Consider the following 19,686-nt stretch of genomic DNA (forward strand, 5'->3'; position numbering starts at 1 on the left):
CCCCCCGCCCGCCACCTGAGACAGGCGTCGTCTGGTTGGCCTCCGTGGGGCCCGGGCGGTTAGGTTTCCCTCATGACCGACTCGACTGCTTCTCGCACCACCGGCGCCGTCGCCGCCGGCCTCGCCACCCTCGCCGCCGACGGCACCGTTCTCGACACCTGGTTCCCCGCGCCCGAGCTGGTGGAGGAGCCCGGCCCCGCCGGCACCGAGCGGCTCTCCGCCGAGCAGGCGGCCCAGCTGCTGGGCGGCGGCGCGACCGCGGCGATCGGCCCGGACGCCCGCCGGGGCGTCGAGGTCGTCGCGGTGCGCACGGTCATCGCCTCCCTCGACGAGAAGCCGATCGACGCGCACGACGTCTACCTGCGCCTGCACCTGCTCTCGCACCGCCTGGTCAAGCCGCACGGCCAGAACCTGGACGGCATCTTCGGCCACCTCGCCAACGTGGCCTGGACCTCGCTGGGCCCGGTCGCGGTGGACGACATCGAGAAGGTGCGGCTGAACGCCCGCGCCGAGGGCCTGCACCTGCAGGTCACCTCGATCGACAAGTTCCCGCGCATGACGGACTACGTGGCCCCCAAGGGCGTCCGCATCGCCGACGCCGACCGGGTCCGCCTCGGCGCGCACCTGGCCGAGGGCACCACGGTCATGCACGAGGGCTTCGTCAACTTCAACGCCGGCACGCTCGGCACCTCCATGGTCGAGGGCCGTATCTCCGCGGGTGTCGTGATCGGCGACGGCTCGGACATCGGCGGCGGCGCCTCCACGATGGGCACGCTGTCCGGCGGCGGCAACGTGATCATCTCCATCGGCGAGCGCTGCCTGATCGGCGCCGAGGCCGGCGTCGGCATCGCGCTCGGCGACGAGTGCGTGGTCGAGGCGGGCCTGTACGTCACCGCCGGCACCCGGGTCACCATGCCCGACGGCCAGATCGTCAAGGCCCGCGAACTGAGCGGTGCCTCGAACATCCTCTTCCGTCGCAACTCGGTCACCGGCGCCGTCGAGGCCCGCCCGAACAACGCGGTCTGGGGCGGCCTGAACGACGTCCTGCACAGCCACAACTGACCGGCCCTGCGCACACGAAGCACAGGAAGCGCCCTTCCGCCGCCGGCGGGAGGGCGCTTCGTCATGACGGCAACGGTGGTCACCCGTCGATCAGGCGGTCGTACGTCGTCCGCAGGGCCGTCGTCGTTCCGGGGTCCGCGGGGAGCAGGGGAGCACGGACCGGGCCCGCGGGCAGGCCGAGGGTGGTCAGGAGGGCCTTGGCGGTGACCGTGCCGGGGAGGCCGGCGGACATCATGTGCGCGATCAGCGGGGTCAGCCGGCGCTGCAGGGCCGCCGCCCGGCCGGTGTCGCCGGCGTCGAAGGCGTCCAGGACCGCGCGGACGCGGTCGGGGACGACGTTCGCCACCGTGCTGACGCAGCCGGCCGCGCCCACCGCGTACAGCGCCAGGTTGTGCTCGTCGCAGCCCGCGTAGTACGCCAGGTCCGTCGCCGCGAGGACCCGCTGGGTGCCGAGGAAGTCGTAGGAACAGTCCTTCACCGCCACGATTCGCGGGTGCCCGGCGAGGCGGATCAGCGTCTCCGGTTCGATGCGGGTGCCGGTGCGGCCGGGGATGTCGTACAGCATCACCGGCAGGGCGGTGGCGTCCGCGACCTGCCGGACATGCGCCTCGACGGCGTCCTGCGGCGGCCGGCTGTAGTACGGCGTGACCAGCAGGACGCCGTCCGCGCCCGCCTTCTCCGCGGCCAGCGCGAGGGCGATCGTGTGCCGGGTGTCGGCGGTGCCGACCCCGGCGACGACCGAGGCGCGCTCGCCCACCGCCTCCCGCACCGCGCGCACCAGGTCCGCCTTCTCCGCGTCGCTGGTGGTCGGCGACTCGCCCGTCGTGCCGGACAGCACCAGCCCCTCGCACCCTTGCGCGACCAGGTGCGCGGCCAGCCGCTGCGCGCCGGGCAGGTCCAGGGCGCCCTCCTCGGTGAAGGGCGTGATCATCGCGCACAGGGCGCGGCCGAACGGAGGGGCAGGGGCGGCTGCGTAGGTCATGCGAGTAGTCTCGGCAGCGCGATCGTGAAGCTCCACTTAAATCTGCTACGAGGTATCGGTAAGGAGTGCTGAGTCATGGGGGACATCGCGCGGATCGATCTCGGCGAGGTGCCGTACGAGGACGCCGTCGAGGAGATGAAGGGCTGGGCCGACGCCCGGCGGGCCGGGGAGATCGGCGACCGGCTGGTGCTGCTGAGCCACCCGCCCGTCATCACCTACGGCGTCCGCACCCCGCCCGCCGAACTGCCCGACGCGTCCACGATCCCGCTCGTCCCCGTCGACCGCGGCGGACAGGCCACCTACCACGGCCCGGGCCAGCTCATCGGCTACCTGGTGCTCAACCTGCGCGAACGCGGACCCGCCGACATCGTGCGCCAGGTGGAGCACGCCCTGATCGACGCCTGCGCCGCCCTCGGCTTCGAGACGGTCCGGCGCGACACCCCGCCCGGCGCCCAGTCGCTGGTCGGCGTGTGGACGCCGGACGGACGCAAGCTCGCCTCCATCGGCATGCGCATCCGCGGCGGCGTCACCAGCCACGGCTTCGCGCTCAACATCGACCCCGACCTCACCGTTTTCACCCGGTTCACCGCCTGCGGGCTGCCCGACGTCGCCATGACCTCGCTCGCCGAGCTGGCCGCGGAGCAGGGGCGGCCCGCCCCCGGCGAGCGGGAGGTCCGCGACGCCGTCGCCGAGGCGATGGGGGCGAAGGCCCAGGCGATGGGGGCGAAGGAAGCGCCCTATGTCCAAGTCGGCCCTTCATGAGTCACCATGGCATTCACGACGGTCATGCACCCACCTCTCCAGGAGGCGTCATGAAGCTCGGCAAGGCACTGGCCACCGGCGTCGCGGAGGAAGAGCCGCGGATCCGCGACGAGGAACCCGAACCCACCCAGGAGATCACGGACGTCGAGGTCTCCGTGCCCGAAGAGGTGCCCGCGGCCCGATGAGGCTGCGGCTCCCGCAGGAGCGCCCGCCCGAGCCGCCCACCGGCTGGAAGATCGCCCACCCGGTGCTCTCCCAGGACGGCACCCGGGCCGGTTTCACCGGGGTCTCGCTCGGCGGGGCGCTTCCTTACGGCGTCCTGGCCGACGCCGCCTGCGTCTACGGCCGCCGGCACCGGCCGCCCGCGAGGCTGTGTGACTGCGGCTTCCACTGCGTCCACGACCGCGCGGACGCCGAGGCGCTGCTCAGCACCGCCGAGCACCGGTCCGCCGTCCTGCTGGAGGTGGCCGTCCTCGGCGCCTACATCCGCTTCGAGCGCGGCTTCCGCTGCGCCCGCCAGCGGGTGCGGACGGCGATCGTCGGCCCCTGCGGCTGCGGCGCCCCCGCGGTGGCGCTGGCCGACGCCGGCTGGGGCCGGCCCGGGTGGCGCGCGCTCGCCCCGACCTGCGCGGGCTGCGTCCGCGCCCGTACGTCCCTGTCGCTCGGCGCCTTCGCACGGCGGGCCGGGGAGGGGCTGCGGGTCGTGGCCGCGGCCGGCGGGGAGGCCCGCTCCGAGGCCGTGCCGGGACTCGACGTGCCGGAACTGGTCGCCGAGGCCGCCCTGTTGCAGGCCCGCCTCGACTGGTTCCAGACCCAGCTGGCCCGCCTCGGCGAACGCGGCCCGGGAAGCGCGCCCCAGGCGTAGGCCCCCGCTGACCGGGGCGTTTCCCCTGGTCGACGGCCCGGTCTAGTGACGGCCGGTCCGGGTACCCGGGAGTTTCCGTGACCGAGAGGAGGCGGAAGACCGTGACCGGGACCATGGACACCCGGCCCGTGCGCGAGGAGCGCCGGGCACGGCAGGACGGGCACCACTCCGTGGCCGAACTCGTCGGACAGGCCACCGAACAGCTCTCCCGGCTCGTACGGCAGGAGATCGGCCTGGCCAAGGAGGAACTGGCCCAGAAGGGCCGGCGCGCCGGACGCGGCGGTGGACTGCTGGGCGCCGCCGGGGCCTTCGCCTACGCCGGTCTCCTCGCCACCGCGGGCACCGCCGTCGCCGCTCTGTCGCTGGTGCTGCCCGTGTGGGCCGCCGCGCTGATCGTGACCGGGCTGCTCTTCGCGGTGGCCGGCGTGCTGGCCGTCGCCGGCCGCAGCGAGTTGCGCCGCGCCGCGCCGCCCACGCCGGAGGAGACGCTCGGGAGCGTCAGGGCCGATGTGGAGGAGATCAGGGAAAGGGCGCATCGATGACGGACGCGAACAACGGTTCCGCCGGCAAGGCCGCCGGCGGGGCCAAGGGCCCCGACGAGCTGCGACGGCAGATCGCCGAGACACGCAGCCAGCTCGGGGCGACGGTCGAGGAGCTGGCCGGCAAGACGGACGTGAAGGGCCGCGCCATGGCCCGCGCGGCCGACCTGCGGGACAAGGCCGGCGCCATGACGGTCCAGCTGCGCAGCAGCGCGGCGCAGGCCGGGCACACGGTGCAGGAGAAGGCGACCCGGGTGGGCCACACGGTCCAGGAGCGCGCCTCCCGCGCGGGCCACACGGCGCAGGACCGGGCCGCCGGCGCCGCGCAGGCCGTGCAGGAACGGGCCGCCGACGGCGGACACACCGTGGAGGAGCGGCTGCCGGGACCCGTGCGGACGGTGCTGGTGACGGGCCGCCGCCACCCCGGCGTGGCCTGGGCCGCCCTGGCGGCGATGACCGCGGCCGGCGCCTGGCAGGTCTGGCGGGCGTACCGACGCGCGAAGTGACGACGGGACCGCGGCCCGGGCCGGTGCTGGAACGGCCCGGGCCGCGGCGTGTTCCGGGGGCGGGGTGTGTCCCGTGGCGGGGCGTGGCGCGCGCCGAGGGGCCGGGCGTGGCGCGCGCCGAGGGCGGACATCGCCTCGGGTGAGGGTGTTCTCAGAAGGCCGTTGACCTCAACAGCGGTTGAGGTTGAAAGGTGGTCACCGCAAGCTTTCGCTGCCGATCACCGGAGGTCTCTCATGACCCGTCGTACCGACGCGCACCCCGATCTCACCGACCCGCGGGCGGGTGCCCCCTTTTTCAGCACCTGGCGGGTGGGTACGCCCGAGCGGCAGGCGCTGACCGTGGAGGCGATCGCGCGCACCTGGGAGCGGCGGCCGTGGCCGGCCGGCGACCTGCTGAGCTACCACGTGTACACCGGCCACGACGGCTCCACGCTGATGCACCACTCGCAGTGGACCAGCGAGCAGGCCTACGAGGCGTTCGTGCGCAGCCACCGCCAGGAGCGGGTCGACGAGATCGACACCGCCGTGCCGGGCATCGAGCGCGTGGCGCTGAACCGCTACCGGCACCACCGCAGCCGGGAGCGCGCCGTCGGCGACGAACGGGTGCCCGGGCTGATCGTGGCCGTGCGGATCGACTTCGAAGCGGCCGCCGCCGAGGAGCGGGGCACCTGGGTCGACCTGGTGCTGAAGGCCCTCGCCGACGACCCCGTCGGCCACCCGGGCCTCATCTCCGCCCACTTCCACCTCAGCACGGACGGCGGGCACGTCCTCAACTACGCCGAGTGGGAGAGCACCGACGCCTACGACGCGGTGCTCGCCGCCCCCGGCCAGGGCATCGGCGCGCCCACCGACCTGTGGGAGCGGGTGCGGACGTACCCCGGCGTGAAGGGTTTCTCGCCGGTCCGCTACGAGCACGCGCTCGGCCTCCTCCCCGCCTGACCGCGGGGAGGAGGCCGGCCGCGGGCGCTACGGGTGGAAGCGCAGCACCTGCGGGTCGTGGTCGCTGATCTGGTCGTGGAACTCCGAGTTCAGGTGCACGCTGTCGTACTCGAAGTCGCAGCCGCGCCGGATGGAGGGGCTGATCAGGATCTGGTCCAGCACCTGGGCGTTGCCCTGGTAGTCGTACGTGTACCGCTCGCTGCGGGGCAGCGACTTGATCGCCGACCACAGTTCGCCGTCGCCCTCGAGGATCCGCGCGGTGCCGGAGAACTCGAAGTCGTTGAGGTCGCCCAGCGCGATGACGTCCGCGTTCTTCTGCACCGCGAGCAGGCTCTTGACGAAGGTGTTGACCTCCGCCGCCTGCCGGTGGCGCTGCGTCTCGGAGCTGCGCACCGGCGGCTGGTACTGCGAGGTCAGCCCCTGGTCGCCGCCCTTGGAGGCGAAGTGGTTGGCGATCACGAAGACCGTGCGGCCGCGGAAGACGAACTCGCCGGCCAGCGGCTTGCGGCTGGACTTCCAGGCGTCGGACGCCGGGTCGATACGGCCCGGGGAGACGGTCAGCGCCGCCTTGCCGTGCTCGCGGGTCACCCCGACGGCGGTGGTCGCGTCGCCGCCCGGGCGGTCGGTGAACGACACCCGCTCGGGATTGAACAGGAACACCTGGCGGATGTTGCCGCCCGGCTCGCCGCCGTCGGTGTCGTTGGCCGGGTCGATGGAGCGCCAGTCGTAGCGCGGGCCGCCCGCCGCGACGATCGCGTCGATCAGCTTGGTCACGGTGACGTCGGCGGCGGTCGTGCCGTCGTCCTTGGCGCCGTTGTTGTCCTGGATCTCCTCCAGGGACACGATGTCGGGCGACTGGAGGTTGTTCACGATCGCGGAGGCGTGCGCGTCGAAGGTGCGGTCCGACGGGTCGAGGTTCTCCACGTTGTAGGTGGCGACGGCCAGTTCGCCGTTGCGCTGCTTGCGCGTGGTCTCCCGCTCCAGGCCGCCGCTCTCGAGCGTGCCGAGGCTGTTCGCCACGAGGGTGTAGCCGCCGAACTGGTTGTAGTCGAGCGGGCCGGCGGTGGTGCCGGTGAGGGTGTCGCCGACGTTCGCGACGGGGAAGTCGGCGGTGGCGCCCAGGGACTGGATCTGCAGCCGGCCGGTGTTCTGGGAGTCGTAGGAGCCGTAGACCGTGCCGCCGCGCCGGTTGGCGTGCTCGTGCGGCTTCACCGTCACCCACAGCTCGGTGTACGGGTCGCTGGCACCGACCACCCGGGCGTCGGCGACCCGGACGTTCATGCCCTCCAGCGACTCGTACAGGTCGAGGGCGTACTCGGACGGGCGCAGCGGCAGCCCGTTGACGGAGTTGTTCGCCGCGGGGTCCCCGGCCGGGGCGTACGCGTCCGGTACGGCGTCCTCGTCGAGGAGGACGGGGGCCGGGACGGCGTTGCCGCCGGAGACGACCGTCACCGTGGGCTTGGTGATCTCGGTCACCGACTGGTTGCCGGAGGAGGTGCCGCCGGGGACGTACTCGGAGACCGTGCCGGACACCTTCACCGCGTCGCCGACGGCCACGCCCTTGGGCGTGGAGCTGGTGAACACGAAGACGCCCTCGCTGGTGGCGGGGTTGTCGTCCGGGTTCGGATCCTGGATCCAGAAGCCCTTGGACGAGCCGTAGGTGCGTATGCCCGTGACGATTCCGGCCACATCCGCGACCTTCTGGCCCGCGTACGGCGAGATCCGGGTGGTGCCCTGGATGTCGTGGATGCGCACCGAGTCCGCGTGCGCGGTGGTGCTGAGGACGACGGTGGAGGCCGCGGAGCACACGGCGGCGACGGTGAGCGCGGCGAGACGCGCGGACTTGCTCGGCAAGGGATTCCCTCCGGGGACGTGACAAAGGCGCCGGGACGAGGGTGGAGCGAGGAACGGGTGCATGACGCGCGTAGAAGCCGGTGAACAGGTGACCCCCCACTTCTACGCGCGTCAATTTCCAGCCTGGCCGGGCCAGTTGTCAAGGTTTCGGCCATGTACGGCCGGGGACGGGGAGATGAACCGGGCGGCATGGGTGGAAACCCGTCTAGGCTGAACTCTGAGTGGCACGACGCGTCCCTAGGAGAACCAGCCCATGTCAGACAGCTCCCCCCTGCCGCCGGTGCGGCTGCGCTCCGAAGCGGAGCTGGCGCGGGACGCCCTGTCCACCCCCCTGCTCGCCCGGGCGGCGAAACTCGCCCGCTGGGCCGGCCCCGGCACCCGCGTGGACGCCGGGGGAGCGCTGGTCGAGGAGCAGCTGGCCGGGGCCGCCGAGGCGCTCGGGCTGACCGGGGACGACGCGGCCGCGTACGCGAGCGAGGCCTGGCGGGTCGCCGTCGACACCGGGCTCGTCGAGATCACCGACGAGGAGGCCGGGACCGTGGCCGCCGGTCAGGACCTGGCCCTGCTCACCGGCTCCCCGCAGGAGGTGCTCGGCGTCTGGCTCGGCGCCCTGGAGACGGTCGTCGCCGACGCGAGCGTGCCCGACCTGGACGACCTGGTGGACGCCCTGGAGGAGGGCGGCGAGGTCGACTTCTCGCAGCTCGACTGGGACCCCGAGGCGGAGGCCGCGTTCCTCGACGGCGTCCTCGCCAACCTCTACCTGCTCACCGTCAGCGAGGACGGACCCGGCGACGGCCCGGTGCCGCTGCCCGCGCTCGCCGCGTCGATGATCGTGCCCGGCGACATGGGAGAACCCACCAACGACATGCTGGAGCAGGTCTCCGACGCGATGATGCGCCTCGACGACCAGTTCCGGCTGCTGGAGCCGGCCGGGCTGGTCGACTACCAGCCGGTGGACGAGGCCCTCATGGCGGACGCCGACGAGGAGCCCGCCGCGCCCGTCGACGACACCGACGTCTCCCGCTACGGCATGGTCCGCCTCACCCCGCTCGGCCTGTACGGGCTGCGGGCACGGCTGCTGGAGGCCGGCTTCAACGCGCCGGTCGTCGGCGAACTCGCCGACAAGGGCGCCGACGCGCTGCTGGACGGCACTGCCCTGTACGGCCCCCACGCCGCCCGCGCCGAGACCGAGCAGTGGCTGGCGCGGCGCGAACCGCTGGCCGCCGCGCGGGAGTTGCTCTCCGCCGCCCGCGGCAGCGACGCCGGCGCACCGCTGCGGCGGCTGCGCTGCCAGGAGGCGCTGTCCCTCGTCGGCACGGCCGCCGAGCCCGCCCTGCGCGAGGTGCTGGACGACCCCGAACTGGGCGGACTGGCCCGGGTCTGGCTCACCGAGCACGGCGCGCAGGACGTGCCCGCGCCCTCCCCGGACCTGATCTTCTGGCTGACCATCGACACCCTGGCCGCCCAGCTCGCCGCCGAGGGCAACTCCGAGGAACTCCAGGGCCTGGTGGAGGGGCTGGCCGCCCAGCACGACGGCTTCTTCTCCGCGGCCTGGCGCGTGGACCACCCCGCCACCGCGGACGTCCTGGAGGCCATGGGCCGCCTGCACCCCGACAAGAAGGTCGCCAAGGAGGCCCGCAAGGCCGCGTTCAAGGCACGGTCGGCGCACGGAGGCTGAGCCGGCCGACGCCGTACGACCGGGCCCCGCCGTCTGCCGGACGGGGCCGCGCAGAGCCCCCGCCGCCCCCGGACCGGGGGCCCTGTTTTGCCCTCCGTTGGGGCCGGCCGTACGGATGCATGGAAGCCGACCCGCTCCTGACGCCCGGCGTTCAGGTCCCGTTCAGACGCGGGCGCGACGGTTGCGCCGACTCAGAGGTCCGCCACCCTCCACGGCACACCCAGCGTCTCAGGAGACAGCATGTCGCTCACCCGCAGGGACTTCGCCAGAAAAACCGCGGTCACCGGTGCCGGGGTAGCCCTGGCCGGCAGTGTCGGCGCCCTGGCCAGCGCGCCCAACGCCCTCGCCTCCGCCGACCCGGAGAACACCGGCGAAGGGGCGGCGCACGACCACCACGGCGTCGGCTACGGTCCGCTGCTCCCCGACCCCCAGGGCATCCTCGCCCTGCCCGCCGGTTTCTCGTACCGCGTCGTCACCTACAGCGGGAGGACCAAGCTGGAGTCCGGCGAGTTCACCCCGTCCAACCACGACGGCACCGCCACCTTCGACGGCCCGCGCGGCGCGACCCTGCTCGTCAACAACCACGAGCTGAAGGGCCCCCGTTCGAGCTGGAAGTACCCGGTGCCGCTCACCGAGGGCCTCGTCTACGACCCGGCCGCCTCCGGTGGCTGCACGGTCGTCGAGGTGCGCCGCGACCACGTCGCCGAGTGGGTCGGCATCGCCGGCACCTCCACCAACTGCGCGGGCGGCCGCACTCCCTGGGACACCTGGCTCACCTGCGAGGAGACCGAGGACAAGGCCGGCCAGAACGGCATGACCAAGGACCACGGCTACGTCTTCGAGGTGGACCCGGCGGACCGGCGGGCCAACCGCGACCCCAAGCCCGTCAAGGCGCTCGGCCGTTACGCCCACGAGGCCGTCGTCATCGACCCCAAGCGCGGTCACGCCTACCTCACCGAGGACGCCTCCAACCCCAACGGGCTGCTCTACCGCTGGACCCCGCCGGAGGGCTTCGAGCACGGCCGCGGCAAGCTGCGCACCCTCGCCGACGACGCCGGTGTGCTGCAGGCCTTCAAGTGCTTCGACTCCGGCGGCCAGTTCGTCGACGACCTCTCGCGCGCCACGAAGATCGGCACGGTGTACGGCGTGGACTGGGTCGACGTCCCCGACCGCGACGCCAGGACCGTCCCGGTGCGCAAGCAGTTCACCGTCGGCCAGGTCACCCGCGCGCGCAAGCTGGAGGGCATGTGGTGGGGTGACGGCGGCGCGTACATCGTCTCCTCCTTCGCCCGTGCGGAGAGCCCCGTCCAGCACGACGGCCAGGTCTGGTTCTACGACCCCAAGCGGCGCACCCTGACCCTGAAGGTGCTGCTCGGTGTGAACCCCGACCCGGCGAAGGACGGCGCCTTCGACGGCCCCGACAACATCACCGTCTCGCCCTACGGCGGTCTGGTCATCGCCGAGGACGGCGAGGGCGTGCAGCACCTGTTCGGCGCCACCGACAGCGGCCGCACCTACCCCATCGCCCGCAACGAGCTGAACATCGGCACCGCCGAGAAGCCGGAGTACAGCGAGTTCACCGGCGTCACCTTCTCGCCCGACGGGCGGACGCTCTTCGCCAACATCCAGGAGCCGGGCATCATGCTGGCGATCACCGGCCCCTGGAAGCGGCAGAAGCGGTAACCGCGGGCGGCGGGTGTCGGGTGTCGGGTGTCGGGTCCACACCGGCCCACCCGCCTACCGGCCTTCTGGCACGGCGGCCTTCCGGCCTTCCTGCCCACCGGCCTTCGGCCTTCCGGCACACCGGCATGCACGGCGGCCCGGGTGACCGGCGCACGGCGCGCCGGACGCCCGGGCCGCCGTCCGTCTGGCGTCCCCGTGCGAAGTGGTGGAGCATGCGGGCAGCACGGACGGACGGGGAGCCACTCCCGGTGTCGCAAGGAGTCCCGGATGACGCAGGTCAGGCCCATGCGGGCGGACGCCCGGCGCAACTACGAGCGGTTGCTGAAGGCGGCGGCTCAGGCCTTCGCCGAGCAGGGGGAGGGCGCGTCGCTCGACGACATCGCCAAGCGCGCGGGGGTCGGGTCCGGCACGCTGTACCGGCACTTCCCGACCCGCCAGGCGCTGCTGGAGGCGGCCTACGTCGACCGGGTCGAGGCGATCGGGGCCCGCGCCGACGAGATCGCGCGGGAGCTGCCGCCCGGGGAGGCGCTGGAACGGTGGCTGCGCGAACTGACCGAGGGCATGATCCAGGTCCGCGGTCTCAAGGCGCTGCTGGGCTCGGCCGTCACCGACGACGGCCCCGCGGCGGTCACCGTGTGCGGCACCGCGCTCAAGGGCGCAGGCGAGCGGCTGGTGCGGGCCGCGCAGTCCGAGGGCACGCTCCGCGAGGACGTCGAGCCGATCGACATCCTGCGGCTGGCCCACGGCGTGGCGACGGCCTCGGAGCTGGCGCACGACGACGGCCGCTGCGTCCCGCGCTACCTGGCCCTGCTCACGGAGGGCCTGCGCCCACGGGGCTGAGCCGCGCGCGGGTAAGCCGCCCGGGGGTGAGCCGCCGGACGCGGGCGCCCCGGGTCACGGGGCGCCCGAGGCCGTACGACCGCGCAGGGCGCCTACGACCGCGCGGCCAAGACCACGCTGCCACGACCGCGAACGTCCGCCGCCCCCGCCAAGACCGCTCTGCCAAGACCGCCCTGCCAAGACCGCCCTGCCACGGCCGACCGCCCGCGGCGCCCGGCCGTCCCGCCGAGACCGCCCTGCCACGGCCGACCGCCCGCGGCGCCCGGCCGTCCCGCCGAGACCGCCCTGCCCACAGCCGACCGCCCGCGGCGCCCGTCCGACCGTCACCGCGGCCGCCCTGCCCACAGCCGACCGCCCGCGGCGCCCGTCCGACCGTCACCGCGGCCGCCCGCGTCACCGCGCCCGGCCTGCGGTGCCGCGCCACCGTGCCCGGCCTGCGGTTACAGTCCCTGTGCCGCCGGCTTGACCATGTTGCGGACCGTGCGGGCCTTGACGAAGTCGCCCATGGCCGTCATGTCCCACTCGCCGGAGAACTGGCGGATCAGTTTGGCCATCATCACGCCGGTCTGCGCCTCGGCGTGGGTGAGGTCGAAGCGGACCAGTTCCTCACCGGTGGCCGCGTCCAGCAGACGGCAGTAGGCCTTGGCGACCTCGGTGAACTTCTGCCCGGAGAAGGAGTTGACCGTGAAGACCAGACCGGTGACCTCCTGCGGCAGCCGGCCCAGGTCGACGGTGATCACCTCGTCGTCGCCGCCGCCCTCGCCGGTGAGGTTGTCGCCGGAGTGCCGGATCGCGCCGCCCAGGATGGTCAGCTTGCCGAAGTAGCAGCTGTCGATGTGGTTGCGCTGCGGGCCGAAGGCGATGACGGAGGCGTCCAGGTCGATGTCCCGGCCCCGGTAGGCGGGCTCCCAGCCGAGGCCCATCTGCACCTGGGAGAGCAGCGGCCGTCCGCCCTTGACCAGCGACACCGTCTGGTTCTTCTGCAGGCTGACGCGGCCCTTGTCGAGGTTGATCTTCCCGGCGCCGGGGGCGGGGGCGGGCGGGGCGGCCGGGGGAGCGGGCGGCGCGGCGGGGGCCTGCGCCGGGGCGGGCGGGGCCGTGGGCTGCGGCGGTGCCGCCGGCTGCGGGGCGGCCGGGGCCGCGGGCTCCTCCACGCTCACCCCGAAGTCCGTGGCGATGCCGGCCAGGCCGTTGGCGTACCCCTGGCCGACCGCGCGGGCCTTCCACTGGCCGCCGCGGAGATAGATCTCCATGACGACCAGGGCGGTCTCGCTGCCGAGCTGCGGGGGCGTGAAGGTGGCGAGGACGGAGCCGTCGTCGGCGTTGCGCAGGGTGGCCGTCGGCTCGATGCCCTGGAAGGTCTGGCCGGCCGCGTCCGGGCTTGCGGTGACGACCACCTTCTCGATGCCGGGCGGCAGCGCGGTCGTGTCGACGGTGATCGCGTCCGGGGCCGCGCCGCCGCCCGAGCGGTAGGTGACGCCGGGGCCGGCGGGCTGGTTGTAGAAGATGAAGTCGTCGTCGGAGCGCACCTTGCCGTCGGCGGTGAGCAGCAGGCCCGACACGTCGAGCCGCACCGGAGCGGCGACGTCCACCGCCACGCGCGCGGCCGTCAGAGGGATGTTCGAGCCAGGGGTCATAGCTGTCATGCCGGATGAACGAACGACCCCGCTTTACCGTTCCCTTACCAGCCCCCATTCGGCCCCGCCTGGACCCCAAGGGCCCCCGGGGCCCGCCCCGGACCCCAGCCGGGTTCCCGGGGCGGGCCCGAGCCGTGTGACCGGCGGAGCCCTACGGCAGGACCACGATCTTGCGGCCCACGCCCGAGGCGAACTGTTCCAGTGCCTGCGGGTACTGGGCCAGGGGCAGGCGGTCGCTGATGAAGACGTCCGGGTCGAGGACGCCGCCCGCGAAGAGTTCCGCCGCCCGCTCGAAGCTGTGCAGGACGGCCATCGAGCCGGTGATGGTGATCTCCTGGTTGTAGATGCGGTACGGGTCGATCGTCACCCGGGTCGCATAGTCGGCCACGCCGAACTGCAGGAACGTGCCCGCCTTCGCCACCCGGCCCAGACCGTCCTGGATCGCCGCCGCGTTGCCGGTGGCGTCCACGACGACGTCCCAGCCCTGGGGACGGTCCAGCTCGTCGGCGTTCGCGGCGGAGGCCGAGACGCCGAGGCGGCGGGCCGTCTCCAGGCGGGACGGGTTCACGTCGACCATGTCCACGCTCGCCGCGCCGGTCCGCTTGGCCAGCTCCAGCATCATCAGGCCCATCGTGCCCGAGCCGTAGATCAGGACGTGCGCACCGAGACGGGAGCGCAGCACGTCGTAGCCGCGCACCGCGCACGACAGCGGTTCCACCAGCGCCGCGTCCTCGGTGCGCACGTGCTCGGGCAGCTTCACGCAGTTGGCGACCGGCGCCACGGCGAACTGCGCCGCGCCGCCCGCCGTCGTCACCCCGATCGCGGCCCACCGCTCGCACAGGTTGTTGTGGCCGGTGCGGCAGTAGCGGCACTCGTGGCAGTACAGGGACGGGTCCACGGCCACCCGGTCGCCCTCCGCGACCTCCGTGACCTGCGTGCCCACGGCGACCACCGTCCCCGCGAACTCGTGCCCCGGCACGATCGGCAGCTTCGGCGCGAACTCGCCCTGCAGGATGTGCAGATCGGTGCCGCACAGACCGCAGGCCGCGACCTCGACGACGACCTCGCGCGGGCCGGGCGCCGGGTCCGGGACCTCGGTGACGACGGCACGGCCCACGGACTCGATGACGGCGGCCTTCATTTCACAGCTCCCAACGACAGGCCCTGGACCAGTTTGTCCTGGGCGGCGAACCCCGCGGCGAGCACCGGCAGGGAGATGACGAGCGACGCGGCGCACACCTTCGCCAGGAACAGCCCCTGGCTGGTGATGAAGCCGGTCAGGAAGACGGGGGCGGTCTCGGCGACGACACCGGTGAGCACCCGGGCGAACAGCAGCTCGTTCCAGCTGAAGATGAAGCAGATCAGGGCGGTGGCGGCGATGCCGGGCAGGGCGATCGGCGCGACCACCCGCGCCAGGATCGTCGGCAGGCGCGCCCCGTCCACCCGGGCCGCCTCGATGACCGCGACCGGCACCTCGGCGAGGAAGGACTGCATCATCCACACCGCGATCGGCAGGTTCATCGAGGTGTACAGCACGACCAGCAGCCAGATGTTGTCCAGCAGGCCGGCGTTCTTGGCGAACAGGTACAGCGGCAGCAGGCCCGCCACGGCCGGCAGCATCTTCGTCGACAGGAAGAAGAACAGGACGTCCGTCCACTTGCGCACCCGGCGGATCGACAGCGCGTACGCGGCCGGCAGCGCCAGCAGCAGCACCAGGGCCGTCGAGGCCACCGACGCGACCACGGAGTTGATCAGCGCCGGCCAGGGACTCGCCCCGCCGCCGGTGCCGAAGAACTCGCGGTAGCCGTCCAGCGTCAGCGACGCGGCGAAGGACGGCGGGTTGGTCGCCGCGTCCTGCTCGGAGTGGAAGGACGTCAGCGCCATCCACGCGATGGGCAGGAAGAACACGATTCCGGCCAGCCAGGCCAGCAGCCCGAGGCCGCCTCGGCGCACCACGGCGGTCATGAGCGCGCCACCTCCTCACGGAACAGGGACGACACCACGCGCAGCGCGAGGGTCGCGATGACGAGGGAGCCGAGGACCACCAGGACGCCCGCGGCGGAGGCCAGGCCGTTCTCATGGGCCTGGTAGAAGCTCTGGTAGACGGTGTACGGCAGGTTCGCGGTGCCGAGGCCGCCGGACGTGATCGTGAAGACCGCGTCGAAGTTCTGCACGATGTAGATCGAGCCGAGCAGCGCGCCCAGTTCGAGGTAGCGCCGCAGATGCGGCAGTGTGAGGTGGCGAAAGACCTGCCAGTCGTTCGCGCCGTCCACGCGCGCCGCCTCCAGCTGCTCCGGGTCGCGGCTCTGCAGCCCGGCCAGCAGGATGAGCATCATGAAGGGGGTCCACTGCCACACCAGGGACGCCTCCACCGCGAGCAGCGGGGTGTTCGAGATCCAGTCCGGCTGCGGTCCGCCGACGTAGTGCAACAGCCCGTTGAGCAGACCGTATTCGGGGTTGTAGAGCACGTGCTTCCACAGCAGCGCCGCCGCCACGGGCACGATCAGGAACGGGGCGATGAGCAGCGTGCGCACCACGCCCCGGCCGCGGAACCGGCGGTCCAGCAGCAGCGCCAGGGCCAGCCCGAGGACCAGGCTCACCAGCACCACGGCCGCGGTCAGCAGCACGGTCGTCCCCACCGAGCGGCGCAGGTCGGCGTCGGTGAGGACCTGGCGGTAGTTGTCGAGGCCGGTGAAGTGGCGGGCCTTGGGGTAGAGGGCGTTCCAGTCGAAGAAGGAGATCACCAGCGTGGCCACGAAGGGCAGCTGGGTGACGGCGATCATGAAGACGAGGGCGGGAAGCAGCGGGGCCCGGGTGACCCAGCCGCGCAGCCGGGCGGAGGGCTGCCGCAGCGTGCGGACGGGTGCTGCGGCCACGGGTGTCGTGGTGGTGGCGGTCATCGTCCCTCGTACTCCTTCGCGATGCGCTCGGCGAGCTGCTGGGACTTCCTCAGGGCCGTCTCGACGGACTGGCGTCCGGCGATGGCCGCGCTGATCTCCTGGGAGACCTTGGTGCCGAGGTCGGTGAACTCGGGGATGCCGACGAACTGGATGCCGGGTGCGGGCCGCGGCTGCACCCCGGGGTCGTGCGGGCGGGCCGTCTCGATGGCCTCGCGGGTCATCTCCTGGAAGGCGGCCGCCTCCTTGGCGTAGGCGGGGTTGGCGTAGGTCGACGCGCGCTTGCCCGCCGGGACGTTCGCCCAGCCGGCCTGGTCGCCGACCAGCTGCTCGTAGCCCTTGCCGGACGCCCAGGAGACGAACTTCCACGCCTTGTCGGCGTTGCGGGAGGCCTTCTGGATGCCCCAGGCCCAGGTGTAGAGCCAGCCGGCGGACTTGGTGCGCTCCACGGGGGCGGGGGCGTAGCCGATCCTCCCCTTCACGGGGGAGCCGGCGGCCTCCAGGGAGCCGGCCGCCGAGGTGGCGTCGTACCACATGGCGACCTTGCCCTGGGTCATGTTGTTCAGGCACTCCGCGAAGCCGGACTGGGCGGCGCCGGACTCGCCGTGCGCGCGCACCAGGTCGACATAGAACTTCGTCGCCTTCTCGAAGGCGGGGGAGTCCAGCCGTGCCGTCCAGTCCTTGTCGAACCAGGTGCCGCCGAAGGTGTTCACGACCGTCGTCAGGGGTGCGGTCAGCTCGCCCCAGCCGGGCAGCCCGCGCAGGCAGATGCCCTTCATGCCCGGCTCGGCGCCGTCCGCTTTCGCCGCGAGGTCGGCCACCTGCTGCCAGGTGGGGTGGGCGGGCATGGTCAGGCCCTTCTTCGCGAAGACGTCCTTGCGGTACATCAGGAAGGACGACTCGCCGTAGAAGGGCTGGCCGTAGTGCTTGCCGTCGTCGCCGGTGAGGGACTCGGCGATGGGCCGCAGGACGTCCTTCTCGTCGTACGCCGGGTCCTGGGCGACGTAGGAGTCCATCTCGTGCAGCCAGCCGTTGCGGGCGTAGATCGGTATCTCGTAGTTGGACAGGGTCGCCACGTCGTACTGGCCGGCCTGGTTGGCGAAGTCCTGGCTGATCTTGTCGCGGACGTCGTTCTCGGGCAGGACGGTGAAGTTGACCTTGATGCCGGTCTCCCGGGTGAAGTGGGCCGCGGTCAGCTTCTGCAGCTCCACCATCTGCGGGTTGTTGACCATCAGCACGTTGAGGGAGTCGCCGCCGGAACCGGACCCGCCCGCGCCGACCCAGCAGCCGGAGAGCAGCGGGGCGAGCAGCGTCCCTGCGGCGGCCATGGCGAGCGTGGCTCGCGGCCTCCGTCGGCTCGGGATGCGCATGGATCGCTCCTGGAGGTATGAGGACATAAGGGGCGCCACCGGTGCGGCGGCACCCCCGGAAGGGGACTTGGCGTGGATCAGACCCGGACGACCTGCGGGCCCAGCAGGGAGTAGCGGTGGGCCTCGGCCGCCGGGAGCTGGGTGCTCGTCACGATCGCCTCCAGCGCGCCCACCTCGGCGAACCGGCAGAAGCTGACCGCGCCGAACTTGGTGTGCACGCCCGCGAAGACGGTGCGGCGAGCGGCCCGGATGGCCTGCGCCTTGACCTCGCCGACCGCCGGGTCGGGCGTGGTCAGGCCGTGTTCGCGGGAGATGCCGTTGGCGCCGATGTAGGCGAGGTCGAGCACGAAACCGGCGAGCATCTTCGTCGTCCAGTGGTCGACCGTGGCCAGCGTGCCCGCCCGGACCCGGCCGCCGAGCAGCAGCACCGAGGTGTTCGGCGCCTCGGCGAGCGCGCCCGCGACCGGCAGGGACGCGGTGACCACCGTCAGCGGCCGGTCCCGGGGGAGGGCCTCGGCGATGAGCTGCGGGGTGAAGCCCTCGTCGACGAAGACCGTCTCGGCGTCGCCGACCAGCTCGGCCGCGGCGGCCGCGATCCGGCGCTTCTCGGGCACATGGCTGGTGGCGCGGAAGGCGAGCGTCGTCTCGAAGCCGGCGCTCTCCACCGGGTAGGCCCCGCCGTGGGTGCGGCGGACCAGCCCGTGGTCCTCCAGGGCGCGCAGATCCCGTCGTACGGTCTCCTTGGCCACGCCCAGCTCGGCGGCGAGGGCGGTGACGTCCACCGACCCGGTGGCGCGTGCGACCCGCACGATCTCCCGCTGGCGTTCTTCCGCGCTTCTCGTGGTCATGACCGGCACACCTCCCTCACCGCGGTGCCCGTTCGGGCCCGTGGAGGAAGTTCTACAGCGGGCGCGCGGCGCCGACCAGGCCTGTTGCGGGCCCGATCCTGCCCGGGTGTGCCCGTTCCCGCCGTGCCGTGCCCGCCGCGGACCTGCGCGGCTGTGCGGCGGGGGCGTGGGATCGGGCAGCGCGGATGCCCGTATACGGGGGCGGGCGGGCCCGTTCGGTGCCCGCCCGCCCCGGTGAGCGGCGATTTCCCGCCGCCGCGAAGGTGTCAGTACGGCCAGATCGGCGGGTCGGTGACGAAGTGGCCGCCGAGGCAGGCGTGCGCCGGGTCGCCCGGGTCCAGCTCGCCCTGTTCGGCGATCAGCCGGGCCGCGTACGGCTCGGAGTCGTCCTGCGGTGCGTAGCCCAGCGCCCGCGCGGAGGTGAGGTCCCACCACAGGCGGGTGTTGGCGGAGGAGCCGTAGACGACGGTGTGGCCGACGTGCTCGGCGGTCAGGGCGGCGTGGAAGAGGCGGGCGCCGTCGGCGGGGCTCATCCACACCGACAGCATGCGCACGCTGGTCGGTTCGGGGAAGCAGGAGCCGATGCGCACCGAGACGGTCTCCAGGCCGTGCTTGTCCCAGTACAGCTGGGCGAGGTCCTCGCCGAAGCACTTGGACAGGCCGTAGAAGGTGTCCGGGCGGCGCGGGGTGTCGACGGGGATCAGCGGGTCGTCGCCCGTGGGCCGGGGTGTGTAGCCGACGGCGTGGTTGGAGGAGGCGAAGACGATGCGCCGCACGCCCTCCTGGCGGGCGGCCTCGTAGAGGTGGTAGGTGCCCTCGATGTTCGCCGAGAGGATCTTGGCGAAGGGGGCTTCCAGGGAGATGCCCGCGAGGTGGATGATCGCGTCGACGCCCCGCACGGCCTCCCGCAGGGCTTCCGCGTCGGCGAGATCGGCGGTGATCGCCTCCTTCGCGCCCTCGATCGGGCGGACGTCGAGCAGGCGCAGTTCGTAGCCGTAGTCGGGGAGCAGGTCCCGCATCAGGGTGCCGAGCCCGCCGGCGGCGCCGGTGAGCAGAACGGTGCGGGGAGCGGGCATCCTCGGGTCTCCTTGGGTCAGCGGCCGCATGCGTGGACGGCATTCATATGCGTGGACACGCGCGACCACGCTAAAGATCGGCGCCGCATGCCGTCAAGAGGCGCGCGGAACAGTGCAATCCGCTTGTTTCGCCACCTTGTTCGCCGCG

General features: G+C 73.0%; 19 protein-coding genes. 10 read left to right on the forward strand and 9 right to left on the reverse strand.

Features of this window, described 5'->3' with window-relative positions; all coding sequences use genetic code 11:
* Positions 1-72 precede the first annotated feature (72 nt).
* Complete coding sequence (gene dapD / locus ACF1AL_RS11675) at positions 73-1,062, forward strand: 2,3,4,5-tetrahydropyridine-2,6-dicarboxylate N-succinyltransferase (RefSeq protein WP_366840659.1); 990 nt, start codon at positions 73-75, stop codon at positions 1,060-1,062.
* A 79-nt stretch (positions 1,063-1,141) separates the two neighbouring features.
* Here the strand turns inward: dapD and dapA are convergent, their stop codons facing one another.
* Complete coding sequence (gene dapA / locus ACF1AL_RS11680) at positions 1,142-2,044, reverse strand: 4-hydroxy-tetrahydrodipicolinate synthase (protein ID WP_391825853.1); 903 nt, start codon at positions 2,042-2,044, stop codon at positions 1,142-1,144.
* A 75-nt stretch (positions 2,045-2,119) separates the two neighbouring features.
* Here dapA and lipB point away from each other — a divergent pair, with 75 nt between their 5' ends.
* The 6 genes from lipB to ACF1AL_RS11710 all read left to right on the forward strand — a co-directional run bounded on the left by lipB (position 2,120) and on the right by ACF1AL_RS11710 (position 5,655).
* Positions 2,120-2,806, forward strand: coding sequence for a lipoyl(octanoyl) transferase LipB (gene lipB, locus ACF1AL_RS11685; RefSeq protein WP_391825854.1), 687 nt, complete (start codon positions 2,120-2,122; stop codon positions 2,804-2,806).
* Positions 2,807-2,856: 50 nt separating this feature from the next.
* Positions 2,857-2,991: a hypothetical protein gene (locus ACF1AL_RS11690; RefSeq protein ID WP_361637595.1), complete on the forward strand. Its 135-nt coding sequence runs from the start codon at positions 2,857-2,859 to the stop codon at positions 2,989-2,991.
* The gene (locus ACF1AL_RS11695) at positions 2,988-3,671 is read left to right on the forward strand and encodes a hypothetical protein (protein ID WP_391825855.1); all 684 of its coding nucleotides are present in this window, start codon (positions 2,988-2,990) and stop codon (positions 3,669-3,671) included. Before ACF1AL_RS11690 ends, ACF1AL_RS11695 begins: the two co-directional genes overlap by 4 nt.
* A 101-nt stretch (positions 3,672-3,772) precedes the next feature.
* Positions 3,773-4,213 carry a phage holin family protein gene (locus ACF1AL_RS11700; protein ID WP_366840663.1) on the forward strand — a complete coding sequence of 147 codons (441 nt, stop codon included), beginning with the start codon at positions 3,773-3,775 and terminating at the stop codon, positions 4,211-4,213.
* A complete protein-coding gene (locus ACF1AL_RS11705) occupies positions 4,210-4,716 on the forward strand; it encodes a DUF3618 domain-containing protein (protein WP_391825856.1) in 507 nt (168 codons plus the stop codon). Before ACF1AL_RS11700 ends, ACF1AL_RS11705 begins: the two co-directional genes overlap by 4 nt.
* A gap of 234 nt (positions 4,717-4,950) precedes the next feature.
* Positions 4,951-5,655 (forward strand): antibiotic biosynthesis monooxygenase, encoded by a 705-nt coding sequence (locus ACF1AL_RS11710; protein ID WP_384206892.1) that lies wholly within the window; start codon positions 4,951-4,953, stop codon positions 5,653-5,655.
* Between the two features lie 27 nt (positions 5,656-5,682).
* Here ACF1AL_RS11710 and ACF1AL_RS11715 read toward each other — a convergent pair whose 3' ends face one another.
* Complete coding sequence (locus ACF1AL_RS11715; protein WP_391697250.1) at positions 5,683-7,509, reverse strand: endonuclease/exonuclease/phosphatase family protein; 1,827 nt, start codon at positions 7,507-7,509, stop codon at positions 5,683-5,685.
* Between the two features lie 253 nt (positions 7,510-7,762).
* Between ACF1AL_RS11715 and ACF1AL_RS11720 the strand changes: the two genes are divergently transcribed.
* From ACF1AL_RS11720 to ACF1AL_RS11730, 3 genes are all read left to right on the forward strand, one after another.
* On the forward strand, positions 7,763-9,187 hold the full coding sequence (locus tag ACF1AL_RS11720; RefSeq protein WP_391778714.1) for a hypothetical protein: 1,425 nt from the start codon (positions 7,763-7,765) through the stop codon (positions 9,185-9,187).
* Positions 9,188-9,427: 240 nt separating this feature from the next.
* Complete coding sequence (locus ACF1AL_RS11725; protein WP_391825857.1) at positions 9,428-10,870, forward strand: alkaline phosphatase PhoX; 1,443 nt, start codon at positions 9,428-9,430, stop codon at positions 10,868-10,870.
* A gap of 267 nt (positions 10,871-11,137) precedes the next feature.
* Positions 11,138-11,710, forward strand: a complete 573-nt coding sequence (locus ACF1AL_RS11730) for a TetR/AcrR family transcriptional regulator (RefSeq protein ID WP_384206885.1) — start codon at positions 11,138-11,140, stop codon at positions 11,708-11,710.
* A 440-nt stretch (positions 11,711-12,150) separates the two neighbouring features.
* Here the strand turns inward: ACF1AL_RS11730 and ACF1AL_RS11735 are convergent, their stop codons facing one another.
* The 7 genes from ACF1AL_RS11735 to ACF1AL_RS11765 all read right to left on the reverse strand — a co-directional run bounded on the left by ACF1AL_RS11735 (position 12,151) and on the right by ACF1AL_RS11765 (position 19,538).
* On the reverse strand, positions 12,151-13,347 hold the full coding sequence (locus tag ACF1AL_RS11735) for a TerD family protein (RefSeq protein ID WP_386419619.1): 1,197 nt from the start codon (positions 13,345-13,347) through the stop codon (positions 12,151-12,153).
* Between the two features lie 151 nt (positions 13,348-13,498).
* On the reverse strand, positions 13,499-14,488 hold the full coding sequence (locus ACF1AL_RS11740) for a zinc-dependent alcohol dehydrogenase family protein (protein ID WP_366840671.1): 990 nt from the start codon (positions 14,486-14,488) through the stop codon (positions 13,499-13,501).
* A complete protein-coding gene (locus ACF1AL_RS11745; protein WP_366840672.1) occupies positions 14,485-15,312 on the reverse strand; it encodes a carbohydrate ABC transporter permease in 828 nt (275 codons plus the stop codon). Before ACF1AL_RS11745 ends, ACF1AL_RS11740 begins: the two co-directional genes overlap by 4 nt.
* Positions 15,309-16,247, reverse strand: coding sequence for a carbohydrate ABC transporter permease (locus ACF1AL_RS11750; RefSeq protein WP_391825858.1), 939 nt, complete (start codon positions 16,245-16,247; stop codon positions 15,309-15,311). Before ACF1AL_RS11750 ends, ACF1AL_RS11745 begins: the two co-directional genes overlap by 4 nt.
* Positions 16,244-17,614, reverse strand: a complete 1,371-nt coding sequence (locus ACF1AL_RS11755; RefSeq protein WP_366840674.1) for a sugar ABC transporter substrate-binding protein — start codon at positions 17,612-17,614, stop codon at positions 16,244-16,246. Before ACF1AL_RS11755 ends, ACF1AL_RS11750 begins: the two co-directional genes overlap by 4 nt.
* A 77-nt stretch (positions 17,615-17,691) precedes the next feature.
* Positions 17,692-18,462, reverse strand: a complete 771-nt coding sequence (locus ACF1AL_RS11760; protein ID WP_366840675.1) for a DeoR/GlpR family DNA-binding transcription regulator — start codon at positions 18,460-18,462, stop codon at positions 17,692-17,694.
* Between the two features lie 266 nt (positions 18,463-18,728).
* On the reverse strand, positions 18,729-19,538 hold the full coding sequence (locus ACF1AL_RS11765) for an NAD-dependent epimerase/dehydratase family protein (protein ID WP_391707036.1): 810 nt from the start codon (positions 19,536-19,538) through the stop codon (positions 18,729-18,731).
* Positions 19,539-19,686 lie beyond the last annotated feature (148 nt).

Origin of the sequence: Streptomyces sp. NPDC014801, from assembly GCF_043082085.1 — a bacterium.
GTDB lineage: Bacteria > Actinomycetota > Actinomycetes > Streptomycetales > Streptomycetaceae > Streptomyces.

Excerpts from the sequence above, each read along its gene's own strand:
- dapD (WP_366840659.1), top strand. The coding sequence starts at position 73 with ATGACCGACTCGACTGCTTCTCGCACCACCGGCGCCGTCGCCGCCGGC.
- dapA (WP_391825853.1), bottom strand. The coding sequence starts at position 2,044 with ATGACCTACGCAGCCGCCCCTGCCCCTCCGTTCGGCCGCGCCCTGTGC.
- lipB (WP_391825854.1), top strand. The coding sequence starts at position 2,120 with ATGGGGGACATCGCGCGGATCGATCTCGGCGAGGTGCCGTACGAGGAC.
- ACF1AL_RS11690 (WP_361637595.1), top strand. The coding sequence starts at position 2,857 with ATGAAGCTCGGCAAGGCACTGGCCACCGGCGTCGCGGAGGAAGAGCCG.
- ACF1AL_RS11695 (WP_391825855.1), top strand. The coding sequence starts at position 2,988 with ATGAGGCTGCGGCTCCCGCAGGAGCGCCCGCCCGAGCCGCCCACCGGC.
- ACF1AL_RS11705 (WP_391825856.1), top strand. The coding sequence starts at position 4,210 with ATGACGGACGCGAACAACGGTTCCGCCGGCAAGGCCGCCGGCGGGGCC.
- ACF1AL_RS11710 (WP_384206892.1), top strand. The coding sequence starts at position 4,951 with ATGACCCGTCGTACCGACGCGCACCCCGATCTCACCGACCCGCGGGCG.
- ACF1AL_RS11720 (WP_391778714.1), top strand. The coding sequence starts at position 7,763 with ATGTCAGACAGCTCCCCCCTGCCGCCGGTGCGGCTGCGCTCCGAAGCG.
- ACF1AL_RS11725 (WP_391825857.1), top strand. The coding sequence starts at position 9,428 with ATGTCGCTCACCCGCAGGGACTTCGCCAGAAAAACCGCGGTCACCGGT.
- ACF1AL_RS11730 (WP_384206885.1), top strand. The coding sequence starts at position 11,138 with ATGACGCAGGTCAGGCCCATGCGGGCGGACGCCCGGCGCAACTACGAG.
- ACF1AL_RS11735 (WP_386419619.1), bottom strand. The coding sequence starts at position 13,347 with ATGACCCCTGGCTCGAACATCCCTCTGACGGCCGCGCGCGTGGCGGTG.
- ACF1AL_RS11740 (WP_366840671.1), bottom strand. The coding sequence starts at position 14,488 with ATGAAGGCCGCCGTCATCGAGTCCGTGGGCCGTGCCGTCGTCACCGAG.
- ACF1AL_RS11745 (WP_366840672.1), bottom strand. The coding sequence starts at position 15,312 with ATGACCGCCGTGGTGCGCCGAGGCGGCCTCGGGCTGCTGGCCTGGCTG.
- ACF1AL_RS11750 (WP_391825858.1), bottom strand. The coding sequence starts at position 16,247 with ATGACCGCCACCACCACGACACCCGTGGCCGCAGCACCCGTCCGCACG.
- ACF1AL_RS11755 (WP_366840674.1), bottom strand. The coding sequence starts at position 17,614 with ATGCGCATCCCGAGCCGACGGAGGCCGCGAGCCACGCTCGCCATGGCC.
- ACF1AL_RS11760 (WP_366840675.1), bottom strand. The coding sequence starts at position 18,462 with ATGACCACGAGAAGCGCGGAAGAACGCCAGCGGGAGATCGTGCGGGTC.
- ACF1AL_RS11765 (WP_391707036.1), bottom strand. The coding sequence starts at position 19,538 with ATGCCCGCTCCCCGCACCGTTCTGCTCACCGGCGCCGCCGGCGGGCTC.